The organism is Mesorhizobium sp. RCAM 05104 (assembly GCF_059683645.1).
The window spans coordinates 5,617,125-5,630,108 of record NZ_CM185033.1; the positions used below are offsets into that span (position 1 = coordinate 5,617,125).

10 protein-coding genes are annotated in these 12,984 nt (G+C 62.0%); 6 read left to right on the plus strand and 4 right to left on the minus strand.

The window, feature by feature from the left end:
* The first annotated feature begins 124 nt into the window (after positions 1–124).
* From AC56QP_RS27470 to AC56QP_RS27480, 3 genes are all read left to right on the plus strand, one after another.
* Positions 125–1,030, plus strand: a complete 906-nt coding sequence (locus AC56QP_RS27470) for an AraC family transcriptional regulator (protein ID WP_489862623.1) — start codon at positions 125–127, stop codon at positions 1,028–1,030.
* A 253-nt stretch (positions 1,031–1,283) separates the two neighbouring features.
* A complete protein-coding gene (locus tag AC56QP_RS27475) occupies positions 1,284–1,592 on the plus strand; it encodes a hypothetical protein (RefSeq protein WP_489862622.1) in 309 nt (102 codons plus the stop codon).
* Between the two features lie 92 nt (positions 1,593–1,684).
* Positions 1,685–1,942: a YMGG-like glycine zipper-containing protein gene (locus AC56QP_RS27480; protein ID WP_256752159.1), complete on the plus strand. Its 258-nt coding sequence runs from the start codon at positions 1,685–1,687 to the stop codon at positions 1,940–1,942.
* 130 nt (positions 1,943–2,072) lie between these two features.
* Here the strand turns inward: AC56QP_RS27480 and AC56QP_RS27485 are convergent, their stop codons facing one another.
* Positions 2,073–3,716, minus strand: coding sequence for an alpha/beta hydrolase (locus AC56QP_RS27485; RefSeq protein WP_489862621.1), 1,644 nt, complete (start codon positions 3,714–3,716; stop codon positions 2,073–2,075).
* 231 nt (positions 3,717–3,947) lie between these two features.
* Here AC56QP_RS27485 and AC56QP_RS27490 point away from each other — a divergent pair, with 231 nt between their 5' ends.
* The 3 genes from AC56QP_RS27490 (at position 3,948) to AC56QP_RS27500 (ending at position 7,870) form a co-directional block, all read left to right on the plus strand.
* Positions 3,948–4,445, plus strand: coding sequence for a DUF1269 domain-containing protein (locus tag AC56QP_RS27490; protein WP_489862620.1), 498 nt, complete (start codon positions 3,948–3,950; stop codon positions 4,443–4,445).
* 933 nt (positions 4,446–5,378) lie between these two features.
* The gene (locus tag AC56QP_RS27495) at positions 5,379–6,407 is read left to right on the plus strand and encodes an AI-2E family transporter (protein WP_489862619.1); all 1,029 of its coding nucleotides are present in this window, start codon (positions 5,379–5,381) and stop codon (positions 6,405–6,407) included.
* 326 nt (positions 6,408–6,733) lie between these two features.
* Entirely contained in the window at positions 6,734–7,870 is a 1,137-nt protein-coding gene (locus tag AC56QP_RS27500; protein ID WP_489862618.1) for a helix-turn-helix domain-containing protein, read from the plus strand.
* Between the two features lie 233 nt (positions 7,871–8,103).
* On the opposite strand, the gene AC56QP_RS27505 is transcribed toward AC56QP_RS27500, so the two are convergent.
* Genes AC56QP_RS27505 through AC56QP_RS27515 form a run of 3 tightly spaced genes read right to left on the minus strand, consistent with a single transcriptional unit; the run spans position 8,104 to position 12,967 of the window.
* Positions 8,104–8,652, minus strand: a complete 549-nt coding sequence (locus tag AC56QP_RS27505) for an HdeD family acid-resistance protein (protein ID WP_489862617.1) — start codon at positions 8,650–8,652, stop codon at positions 8,104–8,106.
* A complete protein-coding gene (locus AC56QP_RS27510; RefSeq protein WP_489862616.1) occupies positions 8,649–11,816 on the minus strand; it encodes an efflux RND transporter permease subunit in 3,168 nt (1,055 codons plus the stop codon). Before AC56QP_RS27510 ends, AC56QP_RS27505 begins: the two co-directional genes overlap by 4 nt.
* Positions 11,813–12,967, minus strand: a complete 1,155-nt coding sequence (locus AC56QP_RS27515; RefSeq protein WP_489862615.1) for an efflux RND transporter periplasmic adaptor subunit — start codon at positions 12,965–12,967, stop codon at positions 11,813–11,815. Before AC56QP_RS27515 ends, AC56QP_RS27510 begins: the two co-directional genes overlap by 4 nt.
* Positions 12,968–12,984: the final 17 nt, after the last annotated feature.

Consider the following 12,984-nt stretch of genomic DNA (forward strand, 5'->3'; position numbering starts at 1 on the left):
CCGCACGATACCCGCAGCAAGTCGCCGTCGCCGGGTGGCTTCAGCCGCGGGATTTGGCCAAGCTAAGTCGATTTTTAGGACGATTCACAATTGAAAGGTGCCATTTGTTAGCTAAAGTCCAAGAATGACCGACCCGCTCTCCGAAGTCATTGAACTGCTCCGGCCCCGGGCCGTGTTCACCAAAGGCATCAGCGGTGCCGGACGCTGGGGCGTCCGTTATGACGATTTTGGCCACCCGAGCTTCGCCATTGTGCTCGAAGGCGCATGCCGGCTAGCCGTCGACGAGCAACCGCCGCTCACGCTGGAGGCCGGCGACTTCATCTTGCTGCCGAGGACACCGGGATTCACCATGACGGGCTTTGAGCCCGTCATTCCTGAGTTCATCGATCCACATGTCGCTGCCTCGACGACGGAAGGCGAGGTTCGCCATGGAACCCAGGATGGGCCGCCCAGCGTGCGCATCCTTGGGGGCTACTTCATCTTCGACAGCGAGGATTCTGAACTTCTGGTTTCGCTGCTGCCGGGGCAGGTCCACGTCCGCGGCGTCGATCGCCTGTCGATCCTGGTGAAGCTGTTGATCGAGGAGGCCGCCCGGCGCCAGTCGGGACGCGAGCTGGTGTTGAACCGGCTCATCGAGATCCTTCTGGTCGAATCCCTGCGGCTTACACAAACGCCCGACGCTCCAGCCGGACTGCTGCGCGGCCTGGGGGATGTGCGGCTGGCCGAAGCTATCCGGCAGATGCATGCCGATCCGGGGCGTCCCTGGACGATGGCGCAACTCGCAAAGGAGGCCGCACTTTCCCGATCGGCATTTTTTGACCGCTTCAGCCGCAGTGTGGGCGTGCCGCCGATGGAGTACCTCCTGGCTTGGCGCATGGCCCTGGCCAAGGACATGCTGCGCCGGCAGGAAATCGACATTGCCGAGGTCGCCGAGCGCGTCGGCTATGGCTCGGCAAGCACCTTCAGCACGGCCTTCAGCCGCCATGTCGGTCAGCCGCCCGGCCGCTACTCCAAGACGACAGCACATTAGACGCCAGTCATCCGGTGTTTTTGAGGCAAGCTCGCCCCATCAGCGTAGCTGGATGACCACCGGACTATTGCCGTTCACAAAGAGACGCAGGGCCCAGCCCGGGGATTTTCGGCTAATTTCTTCGCGCGTCCGTGCAGATAGAGTGCTTGCTTGCAACAACTCGGTACGTTGCAGGAATAGGCTCTGCGCGATGCACTCGCTCGGGCGTCCGCAGAAGCAGCGACGTGGGTTCTATGGTGGAGTTCGCTTAGCCATGCCGGGGGTCGCAAGCACATTGCTGGTCGTGGAGTTTGTCTGCGGGGCAGCAACCGGAATTGTGCTCGGCCGCAAGGTGCCAAGCTTCAGCCTTGGCAGGGTCACCGACGGCATAATTGGCGGCATCGGCGGTTTGCTTTTTGTTTGGCCGTCCGCGCGGATTCCAGGTGTTGGACCCCTGATAGGCCACCACGCCGATGGCCTGACGCCGACTATGTTGATCGGAGCCGGCATAGCAGGACTGCTCGGAGGTCTTGTCCTGATTGTGTTGGCCGGTTTCGTCGGGGCACTCATAAAGGGCTCATAGCCACGAATGAAGAAGATGATGGCCACGCAGACGCTTACCGCCCACCGGGTGGGCCACTGCTGGCGATTGCGAGGTAACCAGGAGGAAACATCATGAGGAAATTAGCTTTCGCTCTTGCAGTCGCCTCAGGTTTGGCAGGCTGCACCAACGCGGAAAAAGGCGCTGTGATCGGGGGAGTTGGCGGCGCCGCGCTCGGCACGGCAGCTGGCGGTAACGACGTGCGAAATGCGGTCGTTGGCGGCGCAATCGGGGCCGTTGCGGGTACCCTGATCGGAGCGGCGGCCGACCGCCGTGGATACTGTCGATTCCGGGATCGGAACGGGCGGATCTTCGAGGCGCCGTGCAGGTGATCGCGTCTCGCGTCGTGCACAGCTCGCCGGACGCGAACCACGCGTGACTGTTTGGCCCTGAGGACTCATGGGGCCGAGCCTGGTCCTTCGTCATGAAGGGTGTGTGAGCGGCCTCAGGGGACTCACCCCGTCAGGGCAAACGAGCAAGATGTCGTTTCAATTCCGCTATCTGCGCCGGGGACCACCCCTGGACATTCGTCACCTCGATCCAGGCATCTACGTAGTGGGCCGGCGCATAGACGTGTCCGTGGCCGATCGGCGCGGTCGTTGCCATAGCCATGTCGAGCGTGAGCTGCAGGAGAGTCACCACAGGGTACCAGCGCAGTTCAGGCGAGACGTCCGGACCGCGCGGGGGCTTCATCCAATCCGGCTCGCGGTAGAGATCGCGATAGTCGAAGAATGTCACCGGGTCGCTCGCATATTGGAGATAGACGATTCGTATTGGCCCCCAAACGGAGCCCGGAGCCGCTGCCACGCCCTCCTGATTCATGAACCGCACAATCGATCCGTCACGAAAACGGGGAAGCCAGGCAGGCGAGCCCGGATTGCGGTCCCTGGTAAAAGAGCGCCAAAGGTTACTCTGGTAAGGCGGTCCGCTCCATAGCGCGCCCTGGAACGGATCTCCGACCACGTCGAACAGGTCGGTTGATCGTTCGGAGTTCATCGCCCCCAGACTGAGGCCGTGCAGATAGAGCCGCGGGCGGCTATCCTTCGGAAGTCTGATCCAATAGTCGTAGACATCCCGGAAGAGGGCTCGCGCAGTATCGGCTCCGTAGTCAGGCTCCACAAGCAGCGACAGCCAGCTAGCAAGGTAGGAGTATTGTACCGCCACGCTCGCGACATCGCCGCTGTGAAGATACTCCAGGCTGTCCATGGCTGCCGGATCGATCCATCCGCTTCCGGTGGGTGTCACGACGACCAGCGTCGAACGCTTGAAACCGCCGACCCGTATCAGCTCATTCAGCGCCAGCCGCGCTCTGGTCTCCGGACTATCGGCGGATCTCAACCCGACATAGACGCGGATCGGCTGCAGCGCCTCCTTGTTGGTGAAAGCGTGTATTTCTTCGCCCGTCGGCCCTGTGGCAACGAACTCGCGCCCCGCCCGTCCCAACTCGTTCCAATCGAGCAATGAGGCGCTGCTGCCGGTCTTGTAGGGGTCGGTTGGCTGTGCGGTCTCCGGTTCGATCAGTGCATCGTATTTCCTGTAGGACGAGTCCGCCAGGTGAAGCACGACACGAAACAGCACGCCGCTGGTGATCGACCAGAAAAGCGCAACCGAGACGATCACGCCGACGACGTTCGCGACCCTCCTCGGCGCAAAGCGGTTGACCCTGGTCGAAACGAAGCGGGCCGTCCGCTGGAAGAGCGATGCCAGGGCGATGACGAGAGCGAACGTCACCAGTGCGAGCAGACCAACCTTGAGCGGGTGTGCGCTTTCGACAAGGTCGAGACCCATCAGCTTCCGGATCGAGTTCTGCCACTGCGCCGCCCACCAGAGGAAGATGCACGCGACGACCAAACATCCGACGGCGGCGACCAGCCTTGCGGTGCTCAGGCCTCGCGGCACTGGCAACTCCAGGTAGGTACAAAGCCACTGGCCGAACACGCCGATGCCATAGCCCGCGGCCAGGGCGAATCCCGAAAGCACGCCTTGGGTCAGAAAGGTCCGCGGAAGCAGCGTCGGGGTAAGCGAGGCGGCAAAGAACAGCGTTCCGAGAAGAAGGCCACCGGCCGAGAGCGAACGCCACAGCCCGACCAGCCAACGCCGCTTCATGCAGACCTCCGGATATGTGACGGCTGCGTGCCGTTGAGATGAGGTAATCGCGTGCGGTGATCCGGCGCAAGTTGAAGATCTTCAGTCATCCCGGGCCGTGATCAAAAAGGGACGGATCGCAAAGGTGCGGGATTCCCGGCTAATTTCTTCGCTGCGGCAGAGACCTAAAATGCCATCCCGCAATCTTGAGGGCGCATCTCGATCCCATCGAATTTCGCAGTGGAGGGCCCCATGTCCGACCTGATCGCCATAGTCTACCCCACCGAAGCCAAGGCAGAAGAGGTGCGCCAGCGCCTGTTTGCATTGCAGAAGGAATACCTCATCAACATCACTGACGCCGTGATTGCGACCAAGACGGAGGCCGGCAATGTGAAGCTCAGTCAGATCATGAACACGACCGTCGCTGGTGCTGTATCGGGCAGCTTCTGGGGTATGCTGATAGGTGTGATTTTCCTCAATCCCGTCGTCGGTGCGGCCATCGGCGCCGCTTCCGGAGCGCTTGGCGGCGCGCTGACCGACGTCGGAATAAACGATGCTTTCATGAAGGATCTGGCGACCAGCCTGCAGCCGGGAAATGCCGCCTTGTTCGTGCTCATTCACGGGATGACCGCCGACAAGGTGCTGAACGCGATCAAGGGATTTGGTGGCGTCGTACTCAAGACATCGCTGGACGAGACGAAGGAGCGAATCCTGCGCGAGGCACTCAGTCAGGCGTCCGCAGCTGTGTAACCGGAAGGTTTCGCGCCGCTCCGGAAGTGCGTGAGCCGATCGCCTGGCAATGTGGACAAGAATGATGGGCGCAATCGAGACCGCTGTCGTACTTACCGTGGAGGGCGTCTGTGGTGCAGCGGCCGGTCTCGCTCTGGGGCGATGGACGGATCTTGGTCTGGGCGCAAAGGTCGATGCCTTGACGGGCGCGACCGGCGGACTCGCTCTGACCTGGCTGGCCGGACAACTGCCAGGCGTCGCCCGTTTTGTCGGACACGTCGAGAGCGCAGTGGACGCCATGGCGCGAGGCGTTGGCGTCCTTACCCCTGCAGTCCTTGTCGGAATTGGCATTGCGGGATTGTCAGGCGGCCTCGTCCTAACCGCGAGCATTGCCATTGCCGTGGGTGGAGCGGGGCGTGGAGGGTGACCCGAAGGAGAGGTTGGATGAAGCCGGTACAATGTCTATTTGCCCGCCCGAGGACGTGGTTGCTGGTCGCTTCGTTGTTGTCCGCATGTACTGTGGCTGTCGACCAGGCTCATTCGATTTCGAATCGGCCGCAAGCCTGCAGCTCGGTACACGCGCCCGTTTGCGGTCGACGCGGCGGAAGGCTGCGGACGTTTGGCAACGCGTGCATGGCCCGCGCTCAAGGATTCCAGATCGTGAGGAATGGTGAGTGCCGCATGTCGCGGCCAAAACGGCCAGCAGCCTGCACCCTCCAGTATGCTCCGGTTTGCGCAATCAGAGGCGGGCGCTCGCGCACGTTTTCCAACGAATGCCTGGCTCGCGCGGACGGCTTTCGGCGCGTCCATGCCGGCCGTTGCCGCTGAGCCTATCGATAGGATGAGGGTCGGTTTTCTCCGGCGCGAAAGCTTCCCGCGAGTCCGTGCTGGAGAACCACACGCGTGAGTGAAACAAGATCGCGGCGACCGCGCTCGAAAAGCGAGAAGGCAAACGTGGCAGAAGCGAGCAACCGCCGTGCGGTCAACCCGGTTGCGACCGGCATCCTCGTTCTCGCCGCGCTCTATTTCGCCAGATCAATTCTCATGCCCCTTGCCTTCTCACTGTTCGTGATCGCATTGGCATGGCCAATTCAGACGGCTCTGCAACGACGAATCCCGCGATTGGCAGCCTTGCTGATTACACTTCTGCTTACCGTTCTGGTGATCGTCGTCGTGGGCTCGGCGATTGTCTGGGGACTCGGCGAGCTGTCGCAATGGCTGTTCTACAATACCAGCCAACTGCAGGCGATCTACGCTCATTGGGTCGACTGGCTGGAGAATCACGGGATCGCAATTGTCGGCCCGTTGGGAGAACTTTTCAGTATATCCAGGCTGATCGGCCTGACGCGCAGCCTGGTCATGCGGCTGAACAGCATCGCCGGCTTTGCCGTGGTGACCTTTATCTTCGTGATGCTTGGCCTATTGGAAGCCGACAACCTGCAATGTCGCCTGCTTTCAACGTCCGCCCAGCCGCAAGGCGAGACACTCTTGCATATCGGCCGTGAAATTGGCGGCAAGATTCGCCGCTTCATGATTGTGCGCAGCATTGCATGCGTCCTAACGGGCTTGGTCGTGTGGGTGTTTGCGCTTGCTGCCGGGCTCGAGCTCGCCAGCGCTTGGGCGGCAATCGCCTTCGCGCTCAACTACATCCCTTTTGTCGGACCGCTGCTGGCTACGATCTTCCCGACCCTGTTCGCCATCGCGCAGTCGGGGTCCTGGCAGCTGGCGCTGATTGTGTTCGTCGGCCTGAATGTCATTCAATTCACCATTGGCAGCTATCTGGAGCCATTCCTGACCGGCGCATCGCTGGCAATCTCGCCTTTCGCCGTTATGTTCTCGGTGTTTTTCTGGAGCTTCATGTGGGGGGTGCCCGGGGCTTTCATCGGCGTGCCGATCCTGATTGTTGTGATCACATGGTGCGCGCACGTGAAGTCAACACGCTGGGTAGCAACGTTGCTGTCTGGGGGATCTTCGTCGGCTTGATGTCTGTCCATGCCATTAACTATACCTTCCCCAAAGTGGAGCGAGTAATCAGGAAATTAAACTTGAGCTTTCTGGCAATTCAGGTTAGATTAATGCGTATGCGGGGAGATGTTCTTTGGCAGAAAGATATCTCCGATGGGTTCTTTTGCGTCGCTGGCGCACGTCGACTGCGCTGTAAAGAATATATATTATGCGCTGCTAATGCATATGGGGTCTCGACACCGTGTCACAACGGCAGGGTTGTTGAATGACTCCGGTCGAGAAGTTGTCTCGCTCTACCGCTTGTTCATCCCATGCCCATTGCTGGCGCCGTTGAGGGTTCCGTCGTGATCCCCCATGTGGCGAGATCGGCTCCGGCGGGGTTGAACGCGCATGCGATCCGGGAATCCGCGGCTCGCATCACGGCCGACCCCATGCCCGTCGTCCCGCTACGAACTCCAATTCCCCGCTTCGAATTCTCGACCCGCGAGTTGCCCCCGAAGGATCAATTTGCCGCGTGGCGCCAGAGCTTCGCGACCGTGCTCGACTTTGCCGCGCCGAGCGACACGGCGGCGGGTTTCGCCGGCACGCAGGTCATCTGGGACCTGGGCGATCTTGCCCTGGCTCAGGTCCGCACCGATGGTTTGGACTTCACCAGTCTGGCGGGTCACATTCGCCGAGATCCCATCGATCATTGGTTGGTGACGCTTATCCGGGAAGGCAGATCGCAGACGATCACCCCCGCCAGGTCTTTCGACGCGGGCGCCGGATCGGTGCAGGTGCATCCGCTCGGCGGTGTCTTCGAGGGAAGCGTTACAGACAGCGAAATGCTGTTGCTCTTCGTACCCCGCGACTTCTGCCGTGACATGGGGTGGGGTCTGGACGCCGCCGAATTCTCGGTGCTTCGTGGGGGCATGGGCCTGCTGCTCGCCGACTATCTGAGCAGCCTCACCCGGAGGCTTCCGACGATGGATGTTGGTGATCTTCCTGGCTTGCTCAGTGCGACCCGAGCGATGCTACACGGTTGCATCTCGCCATACTCAGACCATCTCGCCGAAGCCCATGACCCGATCTCCGCCACCTTGCTCGAGCGCGCCCGTCGATTCGTGCAGCGTCACCTTTTCGAGCCTGATCTGTCCATCGAGCAAATGACGCGGGAACTTGGGATATCGCGCTCGCGGCTCTACCGAATTTTCGAAGCTTCCGGAGGCGTCGTGCACTATATCCAGCATCGGCGCCTCCTGGCGGCCCACGCAGCGCTCGCCGATCCGAATGACCGCCGTCGAATTCTCGACATTGCCGACGAATACGGCTTCTGTGATGGCGCGGAATTCAGCCGCGCTTTCAGGCGCGCGTTCGGATACTGCCCAAGCGAAGTGAGAGCCGGTGTCAAGAACGGACCGTCGAACTGGCACGTAGACGAGGTGAAGACGGCCGCTCCTGTCCAGCGGTTGGGCCAACTTCTTCACAGACTGCAAGCATGATCACAGGCCAATCAAGGACGCGACCGACATTTGGCCGCGCCGCCCGGCGATAAAGTTCGACAGCACAGGCCTGTCCGGATTTGGCCTTACGCAGCTGGCGGCGAAACCATCATTTCCGCGTGGCAATTGGCGCAGCGCGCGCTGGTCCCGATAATCTCCGCGTCGCTCACGCGCAACTCCCTGCGGCATTTCGGCGGCCTGCCGGCGCCTCCGCAAAATCGAACTGCGGACCACTACGCTGTCTTGGCCGCCGGCAGCCAGCCGTATGTCAGCCAGGCAATGCCCTGCGAGATGAGGTCAATACCGAGCAGAAATCCAAGCACCCAAAGACCAGTCATGGGCCATCCAGTCAGGATAACCAGCCCAGCCAGAACTCCGAATGCTCCTGACAGAACCATTGTCCAGCCGACGTCGCTCCAGCGCTTGATGCCGACAAAAAGGCGGACGATGCCGGAGGCCGTGAGCAGCAGTCCGAGGATGTAGGTCAGGACAAGGGCACCAGACAGAGGCTGGTTCACCACCATGGCGCCGAAAACGACGTACAGGATGCCAAGAACGAATTGCCATATGAAGCCGCCCCATCCCTTCGTCCAGAAGGCGTGCATCATCTCGAACGCACCGACGACGATGGCTGTGACACCAATGACTATGGCGCTGATTACCGTGGCCAGCGCTATGTCACCCAGAACGAACACTCCTCCGACAATCAGCACAAGACCAAGAAGAAGACGAACCGAAGGGGGTGGCACAGTCGACGCCGTTCCATTCTCATAGGTGGTCATGTTCTCCTCCTCGATTGCGGGACTATCTCATCGGTGTTCGATTCTGCCTTCGGTCGGACAGCGGCCCATTCCGCGATGTGCTGGATCACCGCGAATAGGGTCGGGATGATAAAGAGCCCGATCGTCGTTGCGGCCAGCATGCCGCCAAAGATCGTGACGCCCACCGCCTGGCGCGCGCCGGCCCCGGCGCCGGTGGACACCGCCAGCGGGATAATGCCCAGAATGAAGGACAGCGCCGTCATCATGACGGCGCGGAAGCGCTGCTCGGCACCAAGTCTTGCCGCTTCGGCGACCGGGTGCCCCTCCTCGCGGCGTTCCTTGGCGAATTCGACGATCAGGATGGCGTTCTTCGACGCCAGCCCGATCAGCAGCACGATGGCGATCTGCGCGTAAAGGCTGTTTTGCAGTCCGAAAAGCATGAGTGCCCCGGTGGCGCCGAACAAGGCGGCTCCGAGGGACAGGATGACGGCGATCGGAAGCATCCAGCTTTCGTATTGCGCTACCAGGAACAGATAGGCGAACAGAAAGGCCAGCCCGAAGATGAGGGTCTCTTGTCCGGCGCTGCGCCGCTCCTGGAACGAGAGGCCTGACCACTCGTAGCCATAGCCGGCCGGCAGCGCGTGGGCCGCGACGCGTTCGATGGCGTCCATCGCAGCCCCGGAACTGCCGCCGGGCGCGACTTGCCCGTTGATCTGTGCCGCTACCGAGAGGTTGTAGCGGGAGATGACGAAGGGCGCGAGTATGGTGCTGGTCGACACCACCGCCCTGAGCGGCACCATTGCACCCGCCCGGCTGCGTACATGGAGATTGAGGATATCCTCGGCGTCCCCACGGTGCTCGGCGTCAGCCTGCAGGTTGACCTGGAAGACCCGCCCCTGCAGCGTGAAATCATTCACGTAACGCGACCCGAAGCTGGCGCCGATCGTCGAATAGATGTCGGACACGCTCACGCCAAGCGCTTCCGCGCGGGTCCGGTCGACATCGACGTAAATCTGCGGCACATCGGCGCTGAAGGTTGTCGCCACGCCGCCGATTTCCGGGGCCTGGTTGATCGCCGCAACGAATCCGCGCACCACCTCAGCGATCTCCTCCGGCGACTGACCCTGCAAAGCCTGGAGGCGCAGGTCGAGGCCGCCGACCGCGCCGATACCGGAAATGGCCGGTGGCGAAAAGACAGCGACATTTGCGCCCGGAATGGTCGAGAACTGCGCGCGCAATCTTGCGAGGATGGCGTCCAGCCGCAGGTCCGGCGTTGTGCGCTGGTCCCAGGGATCCAGCGCCGCCACCACCATCGCTCCGTTGGGAGATTGCGTCCCCTGCACGATGCTGAAGCCGGCGACCGAAATCACGTTTTCGACGCCTTTCGTCGCCGACAGCGTCTTTTGAACCTCGCCTACAATCGCCCTCGTGCGATCAAGGGAGGCTGCGTTCGGAAGCTGGATATCCACAAACAGGGCGCCTTGGTCCTCGTCCGGGAGAAAGGTGGCAGGCAGGCTGCTGAGCAGCAGGTAGGCGGCCAGGAAGCAGGCGGCAAGCGCGCCAAGGGGTATGATCCACAGCCGCACCAGGAACCCGATTATCCGGCCATAGCCGACGCGCGTCGCATCCATGAGGCGCGCGAACCAGCCAAGTGGACCGCGCCGATATCCGCGTTGTCCGCGTCTCAGCAGGATCGCGCTGAGTGCGGGACTGAGTGTCAGACCGACAAGCGACGACAGAACCAGCGCCGCTGACAACGTGATCGCGAATTGACGGTAGAGCTGCCCGCTTATGCCGGACAGAAAAGCTGTCGGCGTTACCACGGCCAGGAGCACGAGCGTGGTGGAAATGATCGGACCCGTGATCTGCCCCATCGCCTTGCGGGCGGCTGCCGCCGTTTCGATCGCGGGGTCGTCCTCCATGACATGCTTGACATTCTCCACGACGAGGATCGCGTCATCCGCGACCAGTCCAATGGCCAGCACCAGGGCGAGCAGCGAGATCGAGTTTATCGAGTATCCAAACGCCAGCAGGACGGAGATGGCGCCCAGCATCGAGACGGGCATCGCCAGTGCCGAAACCAGGGTGGCGCGCCAGTCCTGCAGGAACAGGTATGTGACGACGAGCACGATGAGGAAAGCCTCGCCGAGGATACGCACGATCAGCGCAAGGCTCGTCCGGACGAAACGCGTTGCATCGTAGACGACCTGATATTGGAGGCCGGGCGGGAACCCGGATGAAAGGCGCTGGAGCTCGGCGCGCACGGCATTGGCGGTCTGGATGGCGTTGGCCCCAGGCGCCTGGTTTATCTGCAACATCGCCGTTTCATGTCCAGCGAAGCTCGCGCTCGACGAATAGTTCCGGGCACCGAGTTCGATGCGGGCGATGTCGCGCAGCCGTATGATCGCTCCGGCCTCGCCGGTGCGCACGACGATGTTGCCGAATTCCTCGGTGCTCATGAGCCGGCCGCGCGCCACGAGTGTATATTGTAGCTCGGTGCCTTCCCGCGCAGGCGGGGCGCCGGCCTGGCCGAGCGAGGCCTGGATGTTCTGCCGCTGAATGGCGGTCGCTACGTCATCGGCCGTTATGCCGAGCGCATCCATGCGCGCCGGATCTACCCACACACGCATCGAGTATTCGGAGGCGCCGACGACGGAAGCCTCGCCGACGCCGGCGACGCGCGAGATCGCATCGGCGATCGTCGTCGATGTGAAATTGGTGATCTGCAGCACGTCGAGCTTGCTGTCCGGAGAGTAGAAGGCGATGCCGAGCACGAAATCGGGCGAGCGCGACCGCACCGATACGCCCTGCTGGGTGACAGCGGCCGGCAACTGCGAGATCGCCAGTTGCGCCCTGTTCTGCACATTGACCTGCGCAATGTCAGGATTTGTCCCCACTTCGAAAGTCACGGACAGCGAATATTGCCCGGCATTCGAGCTAGTCGAAGACATGTACATCATATTGGGGACGCCATTGATGGCGGTCTCCAATGGACCACCGACGACATCGGCAATCACTTCCGCGCTGGCGCCGGGATAGGTGGCGGAAACCGTGACCGTCGGCGGCGTGATCTCGGGGTATTGCTGGACCGGCAGCGAAAAGATGGCGATCGCGCCGGCAATCGAAATGACGATTGACATGACGATCGCCAGCCGGGTCCGGCTTATGAAGAGGTCGGAAATCATGAGCCGCCGCCGACCGGCTGGCCTTCGCTCGGCTGAACCGTCATGCCTTCGGCGAGACGCTGGATTCCCTGGACGACGACTTGCTCGCCTCCATTCAAGCCGGTGTTGACCGCCCATCCATTGCCGACGCGCGCGCCGGTATCGATGCGCCGTTGCGAGACGACATTGTTCTTGCCCAGCAGGTAGACAAACCGCCCCTCGCTATCCTGCAGCACCGCCGTCTGGGGCACTACCGGCAAGCTGGGCGCGTCTTTCCGCTGCACATAGAGGGTGACGAATTGCCCGGGGAGAAGGATGTGACGGGGATTGGGGAAAACCGCGCGAGCCGCGACGGTACCCGTCTGCGGGTCGATCTCGTTCTCGACAAATTCAAGTCGACCAGTAGCGTCGTAATCCGTCCCGTTGGCAAGGCGCAGTGAAAGCTTCAACATCTTCGGATCGATGTTGCTGCCGCTCGCCTCCTGCTGCCTTATGGTCACAAGCAACCCCTCGGTCACGGCGAAAGCCACGCGGACCGTGTCCAGGCTGACTATTCGTGCCAGCGAACCGGAATCCGGTCCGACCAGATTGCCCGTCGTGAATGTCGCACGGCCGATGTTGCCGGAGATCGGCGCCGTGACGCGAGCATAGGCCAGGTTGAGTTCGGCGGTGTGGAGGGCCGCCTCCGCAACCTGCACATCGGCGGCAGCGACATCGAATGCCGCCTGGACCTCGTCCAGGGCGGCCTGCGAGACCGTTCTTCGAGCGAACAGGTCCCGGTTGCGCGTCAGCGTCCGTTCGGCCGACCCGCGTGTCGCCTCGGCACGCGCCACCTGCGCCCGCGCCGACGTGACCAGGGCATCAAGCTGATCCGGTTCGATTTCAAACAGCGTGTCCCCAACCTTCACCGCCTGCCCATCCTTGAAATCGACGGAGTGCAGAAAGCCGGTGACGCGCGCTCGGATGTCCACTGCTTCGATCGCCTCGACACGAGCAGTAAACTGCGCGGGACTGCTCACCTCCTGAACCTTGATCTGTTCGACGACGACAGCAGGCGGTGGAAGTCCCTGCCTCGCTCCAGGCTGCTGAGCGAAGGAAACGGAGCCGATGCAAGCGGGCGCGGCGGCGGCCAGACAAACGATCACCAGGCAAGTGCGGACATGTCTGGTCATCCGCTTCCCAACCGAAC

Coding starts and splice junctions, on each gene's coding strand:
- AC56QP_RS27470 (WP_489862623.1), top strand. CDS start 125: ATGACCGACCCGCTCTCCGAAGTCATTGAACTGCTCCGGCCCCGGGCC.
- AC56QP_RS27475 (WP_489862622.1), top strand. CDS start 1,284: ATGCCGGGGGTCGCAAGCACATTGCTGGTCGTGGAGTTTGTCTGCGGG.
- AC56QP_RS27480 (WP_256752159.1), top strand. CDS start 1,685: ATGAGGAAATTAGCTTTCGCTCTTGCAGTCGCCTCAGGTTTGGCAGGC.
- AC56QP_RS27485 (WP_489862621.1), bottom strand. CDS start 3,716: ATGAAGCGGCGTTGGCTGGTCGGGCTGTGGCGTTCGCTCTCGGCCGGT.
- AC56QP_RS27490 (WP_489862620.1), top strand. CDS start 3,948: ATGTCCGACCTGATCGCCATAGTCTACCCCACCGAAGCCAAGGCAGAA.
- AC56QP_RS27505 (WP_489862617.1), bottom strand. CDS start 8,652: ATGACCACCTATGAGAATGGAACGGCGTCGACTGTGCCACCCCCTTCG.
- AC56QP_RS27510 (WP_489862616.1), bottom strand. CDS start 11,816: ATGATTTCCGACCTCTTCATAAGCCGGACCCGGCTGGCGATCGTCATG.
- AC56QP_RS27515 (WP_489862615.1), bottom strand. CDS start 12,967: ATGACCAGACATGTCCGCACTTGCCTGGTGATCGTTTGTCTGGCCGCC.